General features: G+C 46.1%; 14 protein-coding genes. All 14 read right to left on the reverse strand.

The genetic code is table 11. The annotated features are described in order from the left end of the window. Positions 1 to 23 precede the first annotated feature (23 nt). Positions 24 to 854, reverse strand: coding sequence for a ferredoxin--NADP reductase (locus tag AC5JP1_RS06565; RefSeq protein WP_493843581.1), 831 nt, complete (start codon positions 852 to 854; stop codon positions 24 to 26). 176 nt (positions 855 to 1030) lie between these two features. Next, positions 1031 to 2509 (reverse strand): NADH-quinone oxidoreductase subunit N, encoded by a 1479-nt coding sequence (locus AC5JP1_RS06570; protein ID WP_493843582.1) that lies wholly within the window; start codon positions 2507 to 2509, stop codon positions 1031 to 1033. A 3-nt stretch (positions 2510 to 2512) separates the two neighbouring features. Beyond that, positions 2513 to 4138 (reverse strand): NADH-quinone oxidoreductase subunit M, encoded by a 1626-nt coding sequence (gene nuoM / locus AC5JP1_RS06575; RefSeq protein WP_319049918.1) that lies wholly within the window; start codon positions 4136 to 4138, stop codon positions 2513 to 2515. Positions 4139 to 4141: 3 nt separating this feature from the next. Then, positions 4142 to 6016, reverse strand: coding sequence for an NADH-quinone oxidoreductase subunit L (gene nuoL, locus AC5JP1_RS06580; protein ID WP_493843583.1), 1875 nt, complete (start codon positions 6014 to 6016; stop codon positions 4142 to 4144). A 4-nt stretch (positions 6017 to 6020) separates the two neighbouring features. Further along, entirely contained in the window at positions 6021 to 6329 is a 309-nt protein-coding gene (gene nuoK / locus AC5JP1_RS06585) for an NADH-quinone oxidoreductase subunit NuoK (RefSeq protein WP_025653102.1), read from the reverse strand. A 98-nt stretch (positions 6330 to 6427) separates the two neighbouring features. Continuing rightward, positions 6428 to 7165 (reverse strand): NADH-quinone oxidoreductase subunit J, encoded by a 738-nt coding sequence (nuoJ, locus tag AC5JP1_RS06590; protein ID WP_493843584.1) that lies wholly within the window; start codon positions 7163 to 7165, stop codon positions 6428 to 6430. After that, positions 7162 to 7710 carry an NADH-quinone oxidoreductase subunit NuoI gene (gene nuoI / locus AC5JP1_RS06595; RefSeq protein ID WP_021813437.1) on the reverse strand — a complete coding sequence of 183 codons (549 nt, stop codon included), beginning with the start codon at positions 7708 to 7710 and terminating at the stop codon, positions 7162 to 7164. Before nuoI ends, nuoJ begins: the two co-directional genes overlap by 4 nt. Before the next feature lie 55 nt (positions 7711 to 7765). Beyond that, the gene (gene nuoH / locus AC5JP1_RS06600; protein ID WP_493843585.1) at positions 7766 to 8809 is read right to left on the reverse strand and encodes an NADH-quinone oxidoreductase subunit NuoH; all 1044 of its coding nucleotides are present in this window, start codon (positions 8807 to 8809) and stop codon (positions 7766 to 7768) included. A gap of 1 nt (position 8810) precedes the next feature. After that, positions 8811 to 11873 (reverse strand): NADH-quinone oxidoreductase subunit NuoG, encoded by a 3063-nt coding sequence (gene nuoG / locus AC5JP1_RS06605; protein ID WP_493843586.1) that lies wholly within the window; start codon positions 11871 to 11873, stop codon positions 8811 to 8813. Positions 11874 to 11883: 10 nt separating this feature from the next. Next, a complete protein-coding gene (nuoF, locus tag AC5JP1_RS06610; RefSeq protein WP_493843587.1) occupies positions 11884 to 13308 on the reverse strand; it encodes an NADH-quinone oxidoreductase subunit NuoF in 1425 nt (474 codons plus the stop codon). Beyond that, positions 13305 to 13814, reverse strand: a complete 510-nt coding sequence (nuoE, locus tag AC5JP1_RS06615; RefSeq protein ID WP_201555956.1) for an NADH-quinone oxidoreductase subunit NuoE — start codon at positions 13812 to 13814, stop codon at positions 13305 to 13307. Before nuoE ends, nuoF begins: the two co-directional genes overlap by 4 nt. 152 nt (positions 13815 to 13966) lie before the next feature. Beyond that, complete coding sequence (gene nuoC, locus AC5JP1_RS06620; RefSeq protein ID WP_493844446.1) at positions 13967 to 15721, reverse strand: NADH-quinone oxidoreductase subunit C/D; 1755 nt, start codon at positions 15719 to 15721, stop codon at positions 13967 to 13969. Positions 15722 to 15889: 168 nt separating this feature from the next. Then, positions 15890 to 16558, reverse strand: coding sequence for a NuoB/complex I 20 kDa subunit family protein (locus AC5JP1_RS06625; protein ID WP_443524778.1), 669 nt, complete (start codon positions 16556 to 16558; stop codon positions 15890 to 15892). Between the two features lie 186 nt (positions 16559 to 16744). Beyond that, a complete protein-coding gene (ndhC, locus tag AC5JP1_RS06630) occupies positions 16745 to 17368 on the reverse strand; it encodes an NADH-quinone oxidoreductase subunit A (protein WP_443524780.1) in 624 nt (207 codons plus the stop codon). Between the last annotated feature and the right edge of the window lie 558 nt (positions 17369 to 17926).

Below are 17926 nucleotides of genomic sequence, written 5' to 3' on the forward strand. Positions count from 1 at the left end.
ACAGCGTTTTTTTGTGGGAAGGACTACCAGTAGTTTTCGACAGCAATATTGCCTTCTCCGCGCCGATTCATCACCAGCCCTAATGTCTTTAATGCCTCCTTGGTATCTTCTACCATATCTGGGTTACCGCATAGCATGACATGAGTCGTATCAATATCTAAATCGATCCCTGCACTCGCTTGTAACGTACCCTCTAACAATAACTTAGGCAAACGCTCTGACAGTGCACCTTCGACAGGCTCTCTTGTGACAATAGGGATAAAGATAAGTTTTGCTGGATTATCAACTAGCGTGCCAAAGTCTTCTTGCAAGCGCTCAATCTGCTCAACGTAAGCAAGCTCTTCTATCGAACGTGCACTATAAGCCAGTACGATATGCTCGTAGTCTTCCCATGTCTTTAGATCTTGTAGCATCGATAAAAATGGTGCAAGACCCGTACCTGTCGCAAGCAACCACAAATCCTTTGGTAATGGTTTTTGATAACGTGCCAAGGTCAAAAATCCAAATGGCATGGTGTTGAGCAGTAACTCATCGCCCACTTGCAAATGCTGCAACTGCGACGTAAAGGCACCATCAGGTATCACAATAGAGAAAAACTCTAGTACCTCATCAAACGGCGAAGACACAATCGAATATGCACGGAATATATCTTCATTCAATGCTGCATCGGTAGCGGCATCATTTGCGTCATTCTGCTCTTGGTAATATTTCAACTGACTAGGATTGACCCCTAAACGTACGAACTGCCCCGCTGTAAACTTAAAGCTCTCAGGACGGCTGACGGTAAAGCTGAATAGATTGGGCGTCCAAGTGGTTTTGCTCAGTACCGTTACCGTTTGAATATTATCACTCATAATTATTCGTCACTCATACTTTGTTAAGCTGTATTTTTATCAAAGACCCTCGCCAGGTAAGTAACAGCAAGCGAAGGCAGGCAAAAAAAGATGCGCCAAGCTTATCATAAAGCGGGCACATCTTGGTTTTTTAACCGTAACAGCAGATAAGGCTTATCTACTGCTCAATCTTGGTACTACCAAATACGAGCCAAACTTGCCCACTCAATCATGCTGTTCGGCAAGATACCAAAGAACAGAATAATCGCTGTGACCGCAATGACCATGATACCACCGGTACGAATACCCCATTGTCCAGAGACATCAAACTCAATGAACTGCTTAGGACGTTTGAATAGCGTAAGTAAAACGCGCAAGTAGTAGAATAGACCAATCGCACTACCCAAAATAATCATCGCAGCCAAGAACCAATTGGTTCCTTGTACAGCAGCCAAGATAGCAAATAGCTTTGTGATAAAGCCTGCCGTCAGTGGAATACCAGCCAATGACAACATCATGATAGTCATCACAGCAGTCAGTACTGGACGACGCCAGAATAACCCCTGATAATGAGTCAGCTCGTCAGCTTCACCAGATAAGCGGTATGGACTCGACATCAACGTCACGACACCAAAGGCACCAATAGAGGTAAAGGCATAGACTGCCATATACATACTAGAGATACTATCAGCAGCTGAGCCAATACTAACGATAACGATCATCACGTAACCCATATGGGCAATAGAAGAATAACCGAGTAGACGCTTAAGACTGGTCTGACGTACTGCCAGTAAGTTACCCACTAAAATAGACAAGGTCGCCATTACCATTAGTAGCATTTGTACTGATGGTAGTGCTAATAACGCCGTATCGATCAAGAAGCGAACCGCTAGCGCCATCATCGCAACTTTTGATACAGAGGCTAAAAAAGTAGCGATAGGTGCTGGTGCCCCTTCGTACACATCGGGTGTCCACATGTGAAAGGGAGCTGCAGAGAGCTTGAACGCGATACCAAACATCATCATCGCCGCACCCAAAATCAATAGTGGCGACTCAAATAAATTACCCAGTACCATGTTGATTGGTTTAAATGCCAACGAGCCTACTTCTGCATAGATAAAGGCCATGCCCATCAGCAGCGTTGCTGATGCGGTCGCCGATAGCACCAAATATTTAAGTCCCGACTCAAGCGACTGGTTACGCATATACGTGTAAGCCAGCATCCCATATAGCGGTACTGATAGCATCTCTAAACTCATAAAGAACGACGCCATGTGCTGAGCGCTTACCATTAGTAGTGCACCAGTGGTCGCTAGCAACATGAGCAAGTACAGCTCTTCTTTATTGTCTTTGAGGTTGGCGAGGTACGCATACGATAACGTACAGCAAGCCAAGGCACAGACAAAAATCACTACCATATTAAACTGAGCGAAGTTATCAATAACAAATAACTGCTCAGCATTTGGCGCAATAGCACCGCTCTCGATTAGACCAGCCATTTGCCCTAATAAGGTAAATAGACCGATGTTTAAGCCGACCACCGTAATCGTACCAGTGACCATATGAGAGCGTTTAACAGTGAGTGCAATCATCACCACGAGTACCGTAATGACCACGGCAATGATCGGCGCGTAAGGCAACAATCCTATCAAATCATTCATCTTAATCTCATTCATGACTTAACGTGCCTCCATTACATCAAGCAGTTGCGATGCATCTACCTGCGTCACTTGACTGTATATATATGCATTGTTGATCCACTGCATCGCATGACTTGACGTATCAAGGAATGGCTGTGGATATAGTCCAAGCCATACCAAACCCGCCGCCAACATCAGTAGTAGTGACAACTCACGTTTGCCAAGATCTTTAAGTTTACGAACAGGTAGGCCATGTGACTTGGTTTCTCGCTCTGCCAATGCAGCAATGTTGTTTTCACCAAACAATGCGCGATGAATCAAAATAAGTGAGTACAGACCAGCTAGTACCAAGCTAAATGTTGCAAACACCACAAACACAGGATACTGAGCAAATGAGCCAAATAAAATCATGAACTCGCCAATGAAGTTGCCTGTGCCTGGGATACCCAATAACGCGGCACAGAAGAACATCAGGATCGGCGCGTAGTAACGGAACTGACCCCACATACCACCCATCAAGGTCAAATCACGAGTATGCAAACGCTCATACAACTGCCCTGCCATAATGAATAATGCCGCTGAACTCAAACCATGAGCAAGCATCTGAATCATCAGACCTTGTAAGCTGAGCAATGTCCCTGCATAGATTGCTAGTACCACAAAACCCATGTGCGAGATGCTGGTATAAGCGAGCAAACGCTTCATATCGGTCTGCATAAACGCAAGCCACGCGCCATAGAAAATACCGATCGTACCCAAGGTAATCGCTATCGGCGCAAACTCTTGTGACGCTACTGGGAATAATGGCAAGACAAAACGAATCAGACCATATGCAGCAGTTTTAATCAAAACACCTGCCAAATCTACCGAACCAGCTGTTGGTGCCTGCGCATGCGCATCTGGCAACCAACCATGGAAAGGAATAATTGGCAATTTCACCGCAAAGCCAATAAAGAAGCACAGCATGATTGGATATTCCCAGCCGCCAAGAGACGTACCGAGCAAATCATTATAGTTAAAGCTCACTACCCCTTTTTGCGCATAACTGATAATGACCAATACCAAGATACCAATGAGCATGATAAGCCCAGACGCTTGGGTATAGATAAAGAACTTGGTTGCGGCGTATTCTTTGGTTTTACCAACCACATCATGACCCCAAATGGCGATCAAGAAGTAGATCGGAACCAGCATCATCTCCCAAAAGAAGAAGAATAAGAACAGATCAATTGCTAAGAAAACCCCGATGACACCGCCCAAACTCCATAGCAAGTTTAGGTGGAAAAAACCAACACGGCGCTGAATCTCATTCCATGAACAGGCAACAGCTGCCACACCTAGCAAACCAGTCAATGCCACCATCATCAATGACAGACCGTCTAATGCTAAATGAAAACTAATACCGAAGCTTGGTATCCATGGCACACTGAACTCAGCGACCCAAGGCACCGCCGCATCTGGCGCAATGACCTGCTTGCTCATACCGCTAAAATCACCTTGCTGCCAAAGTACCAATGACAACGCAAAGGTCAACGTCATACCAATTAAGGCAATCCAGCGCGGCAGACGTTTATTAAATCGCTCTACCAACCAGCATAGCAACCCTGCAATAAAGGGAATTGCGATTAATGCTGGTAGCATCCACGTTTGTTGTAATTCAATCATCTTTTACACCACCGTCATCATTACCAGCACCAGCAATACAGCCATACCCAAACCAAAGCTTGTAGCATAACCTCGAAGTGACCCTGTTTGCGTCGCAGACAATACTTTGTTACCTACTGAAGCCAGTTTAGGTAATGTTAGCCACGTTTTATCGATAGGGTCGGCTTTAAGTAAGCGGCCGATGAACAAAAAGGGTTTTACAAAAATCACATCATACAGCGCATCAAAACCTAGGCCATGGTAGCACCAGTGATATAGTGCCGCGCCGATACGTGAGCGCTTAAAGCTGGTCAGCATGCGACCTTTATTGACGACGTATAATAGTGCTGCCAATATCAAACCTGCTACCATCGCACCCATCGCAATATACTCTGCGGTGTGCTTAGCGTGATCTTGACCTGCAACTTCTAACAGATGACCCACACTCTCCGGCAATACGCCTTGTAGTGGCGGTGTAATCCATGCACCAACGGCTGTAGATAGCACGAGTAATACCGTCAACGGTAACCAATACGACACCCCTGATAGTTTATGCGCATGGGTTTTTTCTTCACCAAAGAATATGATCCAAATCATACGGAACGTATAAATCGCGGTTAAGAAAGCACCAAATACACCCATATAGAATAGTACTAAGTGACCTGTTGCATAAGTTTCCCAAAGAATCGCTTCTTTAGAATAGAAACCAACGGTAACCCAAGGTATCGCAGCGAGTGCACCGCCACCGACGATATAGCACCAAAATACCAATGGTATCTTTTTGCGCAGACCACCCATCTTAAAGATATCTTGCTCGTGATGTACCGCAAGGATGACCGCCCCTGATGATAAGAACAGCAATGCTTTAAAGAAAGCATGGGTCATTAGATGGAAGATAGCCCCTTGCCATGCGCCTACGCCAAGTGCTAGGAACATATAGCCAATTTGACTCATGGTCGAGTAAGCAAGGATACGTTTGATATCTGTTTGCGCGAGCGCACAGAATCCAGCAACGACAAGCGTCAATGCACCCACGCCGCCAACCCAGTACAACAAGATGCCCGGCGTCAGTTCAAACAATGGATGTAAACGGGCAATCAGATAAACCCCTGCCGTTACCATCGTCGCAGCGTGAATAAGTGCTGATACAGGTGTTGGACCTGCCATCGCATCAGCAAGCCATGTATGTAGTGGCAACTGCGCTGATTTACCCATCGCGCCGCCAACCAACATCATGGTCGTTAGCATCATCGTTGGATTGTTGATGTCAAACACTTCCGGCGCACGCGTAATAATTTCTTGAATATTGAGCGTACCGAACTCGCGGAATAATAAGAACAAACCAAAAGCCAAGAACACATCACCGACACGTGTGACGGTAAAGGCTTTCATTGCTGCAAGACCATTGGCTCTATCGTGGTAATAATAACCAATCAATAGATACGAACAGATGCCCACGCCTTCCCAGCCAAGATATAGCAGGAACAAGTCGTCTGCTAGCACCAGTAACAACATACTGGCTACGAATAAATTCATATAGCTAAAGAAGCGCGCAAAGCCAGTGTCGCCTTTCATATACCAAGCGGCAAACATATGAATCAAAAAGCCAATCCCAGTGATCACGCCCGTCATAGTCAGTGCTAAGCCATCAAAGCTCAACCCAAAGTTTGGCGCAAAGTCGCCCACTTGGAACCATGTCCACAGCGGAACCTGTACGACCGTTCCTGCTGAATTGGTGGTCAAAAAGGTATAGCTAACCACCAGCGTACATAATGCTGATAGCAACATGCTACCTACGCCAACAATCGCTGCGACCGTCTCTGATAATTTGTCGCGCATAAAGGCTAATATCAAAAAGCCAATGAGCGGGAATATAAAGGTTAATGGTAATAAACTCATGACATCATCCTTTCATCTCATTGGCGCTATCGACATCGAGATGCCCACGCTGATGATAAAAACGCAATAATATTGCCAGACCAATTGACGCCTCGGCCGCAGCCAAGGTCAAGATAAAGATAAACATAATCTGCCCGTCTGGATCGACCCAGCGACTCCCCGCCACTACAAATGCCAATGCTGCCGCATTCATCATGATCTCAAGGCTCATAAGCATAAATAGGAAGTTACGTCGTACCATGACACCGCACAGACCAATGGCAAATAAAATTCCTGCCAAAATCAGTCCATGGCTCATGGGTATCATACCCAATACGTTCTGCGCCTCGGAAACTGGCTGTACTAAGCCTGCCACCTCGTGGGCAAACGGCACGTTTGACACATCTTGTGCCACGCTTGCTGCTAGTACCATTAGTCTGACTCCTTGCGCGTGACTTTGTTCGTACCTACTTGGCTACCTATTTTCATGCCTACCTTCGTATCAACCTTCATGCCTACGTAGTCATGCGGGTCAACATCTTTATATTCGTAGGGCTTAGCCATTTGTACGGCGTCATGCTCTGTGTGGGTGCTGTCATTATCGTACAACTCAATACTGTCTTGGCTATCGTTACCAACGATCTCTTCATCGATTGATTCTTTACCCAAATGATAGGCTGCAACCAGTGCCGCCAAGAGTAGCAATGCAGCCACTTCAACCAGCATAATATATTTGGTAAATAACACTGTACCCACTGCTTTGGCAGAGATAGTAGTGCCGCCCATCATGACCGCATCATCATGATTAAGACCGATCATTGCGTATAGCACGACTGCAATAATCAGCGTCAATCCTGTCGGTATTGCCCAAGTGCCCGCATCGAGCCAACGCTCTTCGCGCTCGTCATTACTCATACCTAGATTGAGCATCATAATGACAAAGACAAATAGCACCATAATGGCACCAGCATAAACAACGATCTCTAGCGCACCCGCAAATGGCGCACCGAGTACAAAAAATATCCCAGCGATTGCCAATAATGACACAATCATCGATAAGATAGCATGCACTGGATTGGCCTGAGTCACGACGCGCAAGCTGGCAAATATAGCCACTGCCGCCAGTGAATAAAACCCAGCCAGTTCAGGATGGTTCAAAATATTCATCATGGTAGCAAGCTCCTTAGATCAATCGGTGCAGCTTCGTTTTGTGCTGCGCCTTTTGGTTTGTCCGCTACCGCCATACCTGTCACACGATAATAGTTATAATCAGGATATTTACCTGGTCCTGAAATGAGCAAATGCTCTTTTTCATAAACCAAATCTTGGCGCTTATATTCACCCAATTCAAAATCTGGGGTCATTTGGATGGCTGTCGTTGGACAAGCCTCTTCACACAATCCACAAAAAATACAGCGCGAAAAGTTAATTCGAAAAAACTCTGGATACCAGCGTCCATCGTCGCGCTCGGCTTTTTGTAATGAGATACAGCCTACCGGACAGGCCACGGCACATAAGTTACAAGCGACACAGCGCTCGTCTCCGTCGGGATCACGCGTTAGGACAATACGCCCACGAAAACGTGGCGGTACCGGTACCGGCTCTTCAGGATAAAGGATGGTGTCACGCGGTCTGAGCGCATGACTGTTGACCATCCACATGCTGCGGACAATGGTAAATATACCAATGACGGTCTTTTTTATGGTAGTAAACATGGGATTATTATCCTTATCAGCTTTACCCTAGTTCATCAGTGATGGCTAGTAATGACTATAACGTTGGGGAAAAGATCAAAATGACCGCAGCCGTAATCAATAGATTGATCAAGGTTACGGGCAGACATACTTTCCAGCCAAAGTTCATCACCTGATCATAACGCGGACGCATGAGTGAGCCTCGAGCCAAAACAAACAATGTCATAAAGAACAGCGTTTTAATCATGAACCAAAAAGCTGGTGGAATAAATGGAATATCTAAATTGAAAGGTGCCAGCCAACCACCAAAGAACAAGCAAGTCATCAAGGCCGAAATCAAGACAACGTTGACATACTCACCAATGAAGAACATACCGAATTTCATGCCCGAATATTCGACATGGTAGCCTTCGGCAAGCTCCTGCTCGGCTTCTGGTTGGTCAAATGGATGTCTGTGCGTTACCGCCACACCAGCGACCACAAAGGTCAAAAAGCCAAAAAACTGCGGAATGATGTACCAACCGTCCGCTTGTGACTCAACAATGGCGCGCAGGTTAAATGAACCTGTCAGCGCCACCACACCCATCAATGATAAGCCCAAAAACACTTCATAACTGATGGTCTGTGCAGCAGAGCGTAGACCACCAAGCAGTGAGAATTTATTAGCAGATGCCCAACCACCGAACATCACGGCATAGACCGCAATACCTGCCATGGCAAAGAAAAACAAAATACCAATATCCCAATCAACCACGCCCAATGTCGGCGAGATAGGAATAATGGCAAATGAGGCCAACGCCGTAAACATGGCAACCGCAGGCGCCAACGTGAACATAAACTTATCGGTAAATTTTGGTGTCCAATCTTCTTTAAAGAAGATTTTGAGCATATCTGCAATGAGCTGCAATGAACCAAAAGGACCAACGCGATTCGGGCCATAACGATCTTGCCATAAGGCTAGCATGCGGCGCTCATAGACAATCATCATTGCGGCGACCAGTACCACAACCAAAAAAATGACTAGCGATTGACCTACCAAAAACAAAATAGACCAAGCATCAAAGCTAATGCTATTAGCCAAAAAGCTTGGCACATCAGGGATAATACGAGTCACTTGCATATTACACCTCCTGTGTCGTGGTCGGTGCTGCGCTCATATGCTCAGCCACATTGTTATTCATATCGTTAGCCATGCTACCCATCATCGTTACTGGCGCATCCACTTTACGTACCGATGCTGGCATTGATGGATGAATGATACTCACCTGCCCGACTGGGTAACCGATACAGCCTTCTGCTAGATAACCAACCAACTGTACTGGCAAAGTAATTTTCTGTTTATCAATCTCAATCGCTAGGTAGTCACCAGCAGCGATATTCCAGTCTTTGGCATCATCGATACCGATACGCCATGCGGCAATAGGTAGTTGCTCTGCGACGAGCGGGCTACGTGACGCCATCATTGAGCTGGCATAGATGTTATGAATCGGTACCAGCTTGGCTTGGCCTTGTTGTAAATCAGTGGTGTTTGCAGACATAGCCTCTGGTGCCACGTACTGACGAGTGGCTAGACGCTCTAGCTGATCGAACAAGCGCACACCTGGATCGCCATTTTTCAGATGACCACCAACTTTGTCTTGGTATTTGTTCCATGCTTGCGGTGAGTTCCAGCCTGCTGCACTGGCAAAAGGAATCATCGAGCTTGGTGTTTCTTTACCGCTATAACCTTCCATTGAGAAAGTTAAACCTGTGTCCAAATCTTTTGGCTGCATCGGCTCATGTACTGAAATCGGTGCACGCATGGCGGTACGACCTGAGTAACGACGCGGCTGACGCGCAATCTTAAGACCAGTAATACGGTAGTCCGCTTCAGGTGCAGCGCCTTTGATACCTGCAAGTTTAGGGTGCGTTGCGATCAATGCATTAATCACGTCATCAAGCTGCGTCCAATCAACATCACGACCTTCGATGCTACTATGGACAGCATGTATCCAGCGCCAGCCTTCTTTGATACTACTCATTGGATGATAGTAGTTATTGTCATAGACTTGGAAAAAGCGCTGGGCACGACCTTCGGCAGATATCAGGGTACCATCAGCCTCTGCAAAGCTAGCCGCTGGCAATACGATATCGACGTCTTTATGCCAATCAAGCAACTGATGATCTAACGCAATGACTGTTTTGTCCGTCAATAGCTGCGTCAACTTAGTAGCATCAATAGCGTCTGTTAGCTGGTTTTCTGCTACCACAACCACATCATAATCGGTGGCGAGTAGCTCTTCAACTGAGTGACCACCAAGCATACAGACACCCATACTATTGGCATCAGGAACCGTTAAGTAAATACCTGCTTGCGCTTGGTATTTAGTATTAACTTCTTTCAGCTCAAGGTTTTCAGCAGGTTCGCGCTCTATATCGTCCTGTACTTCTGTATCTACACCCGTTTCAGGCTTGTTCGGTTTGGCTGATAGCTCTTTATCTTCTTCAGGCTGATCATTAGCAGACTGCGCTTGGGCTTTGACTTTGGCATTATGTGCCTCAACCTGCTGCTGCTCAGTCGCTTTGATTGTCGCGCGTTTTTGGGTCAACGCTTGGGTAATCTGTGCCGCTGCTTCTATCAATGCGGTAGAAGACAAGCTGCTACCCGAAACAACCAATGGCTTATCCGCTTGAATCAAGTCATAAGCAATTTGCTGCGCCAGTGCTTGCATACCGTCAGTTTCAGTACTTGCATCAGCATCTTGCGGATCTGCTATGTCTGCTAAATCATCAGCGAAATTAGCAATCTCATCAGCAACTTTAAAACCAAGTTTAGTGATGTCTTCAGGGGTCGCCACTACGCTCACTTTACTGATATCTTCTAGCTTAGTTTGCGTTACATCGATGACATAGACTGGGCTTAGCGCATCTTGAGCGATACGTTTGACTGGTTCGGCAAGCCAAGGCTGCGTTTGCAATGCCGCTGCCATTTTAAGCCCTTCATTTTTTGCCGCTTGACGTACTGACAGTGCAACACGTGATGACGTCTGAGTAATATCTTCACCCAATACGAGCACCGCATCATGCGTTTCGATATCGGTCATGCTAGGATTATAAATACCTTCAGTGCTCAGCACTTCGATGCACTTGTTGACCAATGCTTGCTGCTGATGGTTCAGACCGGTTGAAAAACTATCAAAGCCAACTAGGTTTTTTAACGCAAAGTTAGTCTCTAGACTGGCACGCGGTGAGCCAATACCAATGACTTTTTTATCTTTAATACGTTTGATGGTTTCATCAAGTGCATAGTCAATATTGATTTTGACATGCTTGTCATTGATGCGTTCAAGCGCTTGCGTTGGACGATCCGCGCGGTTGACATAGCCGTAACCAAAGCGACCACGGTCACATAAGAAGTAACGGTTCACCTCACCGTTATAGCGGTTTTCGATACGGCGCAATTCACCATAACGCTCACCTGGTGAGATATTACAACCAGCCGAGCAACCATGACAGATGCTAGGCGCATACTGCATGTCCCACTTACGATTGTAGCGATCAGAGTGGGTTTTATCAGTAAACACACCGGTTGGGCAGACTTCAGTCAAGTTACCTGAAAACTCACTTTCAAACTGCCCATCTTTATCACGGCCAAAGTAAACGCGGTTGTTTGAGCCATAAACACCCAAATCTTCGCCGCCCGCATAGTCTTTATAAAAACGTACACAGCGATAGCAAGCGATACAACGGTTCATCTCATGCGCGATGAATGGACCAAGCTCTTGATTATGATGTGTGCGCTTGGTAAAGCGATAGCGACGACGGCTATGACCTGACATATACGTCATGTCTTGCAAATGACAATGTCCACCTTCTTCACAAGTTGGACAATCATGTGGATGGTTGGTCATGAGTAGCTCAACCATCGACTTACGGAATGCTTTGGCTTCATCGTCAGTCACAGAGATGTACATATCATCGCCAGGAGCGACCATACAGGACATCACTAAACGACCTTTGCCCGCTTCCATGTCATCTTTATTTTGGAATTGCTTGACCGCGCACTGACGGCACGAGCCTACTGAGCCAAGGGCTGGGTGATAACAAAAATACGGCACATCAATGCCGAGTGATAAGCAGGCTTGTAGTAAGTTGTCGCTGCTATCTACTTCGACAGTGGTCCCATCAATATGTATGACTGCCATGCCGCTCTCCTTATTTCGCTACTGGCTGTTGGTTGGCTGCCGCATCAATAACATCGACACCAACCGCCTGCGCGATTTTTTGATCAAACTCTGGACGGAAATATTTAATCGCACTCATTAGTGGCTCCATCGCCCCTGGGGCATGCGCACAGAATGTCTTACCAATCCATAAGTCACGCGTCAGGCCTTCTAGTTTTTCGACATCGCCCACTTGCCCTTCACCATCATTGATGGCAGTGAGCAGTTTGACGCCCCAAGGCAGACCATCACGGCATGGTGTACACCAACCGCAAGATTCGCGTTGAAAGAAAATTTCAAGATTACGCAGTAGCGGCACCATGTCTTGTGCTTCATCAACAACCATAATCAGACCTGTACCCATACGGCTACCCGCATTTTGAATGGTGTCAAAATCTACCACAACATCTAAGTGTTCTGCGGTCAAAAAGTCAGTCGATGCACCGCCCGGTAGCCAAGCCTTCAGCGTTTTACCATCTTTCATACCACCTGCTAAATCTTCAATGATTTCGCGTGCCGTATAACCAAATGGTAACTCCCATAGGCCTGGATCGTTGACCAATCCTGAGCAGCCAAATAGTTTGGTGCCTGGCGTTTTACTTTTGCCTTTGATTTCAGATAACGACTGATACCACTCGACGCCGTGGTTCAAAATCGCTGGCATATTGCAAAGCGTTTCAACGTTATTGACGACGGTTGGTCGACCCCATGCACCAGATATTTGTGGAAATGGTGGTTTGGTACGTGGATTGGCACGGCGGCCTTCTAGACAGTTAATCAGTGCGGTTTCTTCACCGCAGATATAACGTCCAGCGCCCGTATGCACATGCAAGTTAAAGCTAAAATCTGAACCTAGAATGTTATCGCCCATGAGATTATTGGCTAAGCACTCTTCGATAGCAGCGACCAAACGCTCAGCCGCTAAGATATATTCACCGCGAATAAAGATATAACCGTCAGTCGCGCCGATAGCATGGGCAGTAATGAGCATACCTTCGATAAGCTGAAACGGTAAGCGCTCCATTAATAAACGATCTTTAAATGTACCTGGCTCCATCTCATCAGCATTACAGATGAGGTAGCGCGGTAAACCGTCTGGTGGTGACATAAATGACCATTTCAGACCCGCGTTAAAACCTGCACCGCCGCGACCTCGCACATTGGCAGCTTTAATCATATTGCCGACGTCTTTGGGCGATTTAGATAGCGCTTCTTTTAGACCCGAAAAGCCTTTTAGAGATTCATAAGTGGACAAATCAAGCACAGCGTCATGGTGCGCTAGACGCCACGTTAATGGCTTAGTTTCGCTAGTCGCTGTGGCTTTATCGCCATAGATTGGAACACGCTGTGCATTTAGCTGGCTTGGTGCTTGACCTTGACCGCGACGAGCAATCTGCTCTGAAATCGTTAAACTCATGCGTATATCTCCAATAGTTGCGCGACCTCGGAGGGTTGGACAGGGCCGTAAGTATCTTCATCAATGAGTACCGCCGGGCCTTTGTCGCAGTTTCCTAAGCAGCAAATTGGTAGTAACGTAAATCGACCATCAGCAGTCGTCTGACCGTACTCGATACCCAGCTGTGATCTAATCTCAGCTGATAGCGCCTCATAACCTGTCAAGTAACAAGCCACAGAATCACAAATGAGAATGACATGACGACCAACAGGCTGACGATATATACGGTTAAAGAAAGTCGCTACCCCATCCATATCTGACATCGGAATGTCTAGAATATTGGCAATGGCATTCGCTTGTGCGTCATCAACCCAGCCGTTGCGCTTTTGCACGATTTTGAGTGCATCTAGTGAGGCGGCACGCGCTTGCGGATAATGATGCATAAACTCATGAATGGCAGCAATTTCCTCAGTGGTGAGGATGCTCTCTACATCTACTTTTGGCATTTTGTCGGAAACAATTTTCATAATCTTCTATCTTTCCTCACTCATCCTGCTCTATCACTAGACAATATCAGTCTGATTGCAACTGTGTTATATCGACAAGTAACAGCATTTTGGTGTGCCATCAGGCAATAATATATTGATAAACAACTATTCTTTAAGACTTACTGGCACCTTCAACGGTCACAATCTGCCATCACAATATCTATCGATGCCAGATACATAATGGCGTCAGAAACGAGCGACCCATTAATAACCGATGGCATCTGTTGTATATGCGCAAATGTTGGCGTGCGAATACGCGTACGATAGCTCATCGTAGCTTTGTCTGAGGTGATGTAATAACTGTTCAGACCTTTGGTCGCCTCGACGATTGTCGTACACTCACCCGCTGGCATCACAGGACCCCAAGATACTGAGATGAAGTGGTTAATCAATGTCTCAATATCATTCAGAGTACGGTCTTTTGGCGGTGGTACAGCGAGTGGATGATCCGCTTTGTAAGGGCCTTGTGGCATGTTGTCCATACATTGACGAATGATACGTAATGACTGGCGCATCTCTTCAACTTTTACCATACAGCGATCATACGCATCACCGTTGTAACCGACAGGTACTTCAAAATCGTAATTTTCATAGCCCATATACGGACGTGCTTTACGCAAATCAAAGTCCACACCAGTCGCACGCAGGCCTGCACCTGTCACACCCCAAGCCAATGCTTGCTTGGCGTTGTACTGAGCAACGCCTTGAGTACGGCCTTTGAGTACGCTGTTTTGTAATGCTGCTTTGACATACTCGTCCAAGCGTTTCGGCATCCAATCTAAGAACTCACGAACCAGACGCTGCCAACCACGTGGCAAGTCAGCCGCCGTACCACCGATACGGAACCAAGCAGGATGCATACGATAACCTGTCACGGCTTCGATGACGTCATAGGCTTTTTGGCGATCGGTAAACATATAGAATACAGGCGTCATGCCGCCCGCATCCTGAATGAACGTACCAACGTATAGTAAATTGTTGGTGATTCGGAAAAACTCACTCATCATCACACGGATAGTTTCGGCGCGAGGTGGAACCGTAATTCCTGCAAGCTTTTCAACCGACATGATGTACGGCAGCTCATTCATCACACCGCCAAGATAATCAATACGGTCGGTATAAGGAATGAATGAGTGCCACGTTTGGCGCTCAGCCATCTTTTCGGCGCCGCGATGGTGATAGCCGATATCAGGGATACAGTCGACGACTTCTTCGCCATCTAGCTGTAGTACTAAACGAAACGCACCATGAGCAGAGGGATGGTTAGGGCCGATGTTCAAGAACATGAAGTCTTCATCGCGACCTGAACGCTTCATACCCCACTCTTCTGGGACAAAACGCAGGTTTTCTTGCTCGTATTGCTGCTTGGCCGTGTTCAAGAAATACGGAGTAAACTCAGTTGCACGCGCATGATACTCTTTGCGCAGTGGATGCCCTTCCCAGTATTTTGGCAATAAAATACGGGTCAAATGCGGATGACCGCTAAAGACAATACCGAACATATCCCATACTTCGCGCTCATACCAGTTGGCGTTTGGCCAAATATTGGTAGCGCTTGGCACGTTGAGATCGTCTTCGCTCAGTGCAACCTTGACACGTATATCACTGTTGCGCTCAAGCGACATTAAATGGTAAAAAACGGTAAAATCACTGTCAGGCAAACCCTGTCGATGCTGACGCAAGCGCTCATCTATAGCCGACAAATCAAATAGCATGACATAGGGCTTGGGCAATTTGCGAAGGAACAAGAGAACGTCTAATAAGTCTGCACGAGCCACCCAAACCGTTGGAATCTCATCCACAGTGTGCTGCACAACAAATTTACCAGCGTACTTCTGCTCCAGCTCTGTAATGACTGCTGGGACGGGCTTGATCCTAGGATCCATGTTTTTAGAATCTTTGTTTTCGACTACCGTGACCATGAATGATGTATTCCTTCATTAATCATAACTGAACTATGTCAACCATAACTGAGCTATGATAATCATAACCGAACTATGATAAGCGCATAAAATATTAAAACTATTACTACAAGTCTAAATGCTGTTTAAAACCTAAATACTATCTGGGCTACGTAAGTTTTTGACAGCAATACGATCAGCCTGCTTGCGGTCACGCTCAGGCGTCATTTGCGGCTGATAGATACCCTGCTCATTGACATAAGCACCTAACGGACGACGCTCTTTAGTGATGGATTCTTGCAGTAACATCAAACCCTGAATCAACGCTTCTGGGCGCGGTGGACAACCTGGCACATAGACATCAACAGGGATGATCTTATCCACGCCTTGTACGACTGAATAGATATCATACATACCGCCTGAGTTGGCACAGGCACCCATAGAGATGACCCATTTTGGCTCAAGCATCTGCTCATAGAGACGCTGGATAACAGGCGCCATCTTGACGAAGCAGGTACCGGCGACGATCATCACATCGGCCTGACGAGGTGACGCACGGATAACCTCTGCCCCAAAGCGTGACAAATCATGAACCGCAGTCAAGGTAGTGGCGTATTCGACATAACAACAAGAGGTACCAAAGTTAAATGGCCACAGTGAGTGCTTACGCCCCCAGTTTGCTGTTGAATGAACAAGATCTTCTAGGCGACCCATAAAGACGTTTTTATTGACTTCGTCTTCGATAGGATCATTGACCGTTTGGCTGGTCTGTGCAGGATAGGTATCTGCATCAGGGTTGGCTTTTGTTAATGTGTATTTCATAACATACAACCTTCATATTAAGTTTGGCGTAGCAATCGTCTTACTTGTGCTATCGCCATAACTTTTATTATTGAGTATCTGATCATAAATGCCTGATCATCGGTGATCATTGATAAAACCGACTACCGTTTTTATATCTTGCTGCCCATTGTGACAAACGCTACAAGCTAAAATCAACAGCTGGTGCTAACGCTCAGTCTTGTCTTGTTGAGCAGACGTCGCAAAATCTACAGTGGTCACATTACCTGTCGTATTGATATGATCAATGTTTTGTAGATGACGACGATTGGCCTCAATATTGTTTGAGACATTGATTTGTCCTGATGACTGTGCTGGCACCTTACCGGTAGGATCGACCATCAATTCGTGAGCGCCATCAAACTTGGTAATGTCTGCCAGATTAAAGCCAGCAGGAGCGGCGTGTAAGCGTACTTTTTTGCGTAGCTTATCTGCAGGTGCCCAGTTCATCGCGCCCAAGCTGAGCTCATAGATCAGACCAATAATTAGGATAGTGATAAAGGTGGCAGCGGCGGCAAAACCAAGCCAGCCAGCCTCTCTTACTGAAACAGCATAAGCGTAGAGATATAGCGCTTCTAAATCAAAGATAACAAAGAAAATCGCTACAAGATAGAATTTAGCAGACAAACGAATACGGGCGTTGCCAGATCCGACAACACCCGCTTCAAATATTTCTTCTTTTTGTGAGCCTTGAGAGCGGCCACCAAGCAAACGCGGTACAACCAGCATAAAGACAACTAGCCCAATGGCGGCTAAGATAAAAGCAACTGCTGACCAATTAAAAGCAGACATGATAATACGTGCTCCTCACCCAATCGAGTGTCATACACAGCGCAAGTACTGACCTACGAGGGTCGCCTCACGACAGGTATAACGTAGACGAAAACACAAAGCGACTGTCATTGCATTTAAGCATTTGTCACTGAGTTTAAGTAACTGTCATTGAGTCACATGTTAGGTATTTTGCTGGTAATAACCAATTATCAAGCGTATTGACGACGATGTCAGACATGACCAACTGTAGAGATTCCGGAATGCACGCGGACAAAGGCTGGTCGCCCAACGCATCTTCTAACAACGTAAGATCAACGTATTAAATCAATATCATATCTGGCTGCGTATTTAATTGATTTAATAGCTCATTACACGTGGCCAATAATGGCGTGACAACTGGCATAAATTATTTACGTACTATACGCATATCAGTGCCTAAAAGCTAGTTTTTAACTGTATTGAACGGTCACTTTCTGTGCAAAAAAAATGTGTTTTTTTTACTATGAATTATGATATGGACTTTACCTTATATTAACCCCAAATCCATACTTTTGACCATGCTCGCATCTTGCTACG

The sequence above is a fragment of the Psychrobacter sp. H29 genome, from assembly GCF_059073055.1.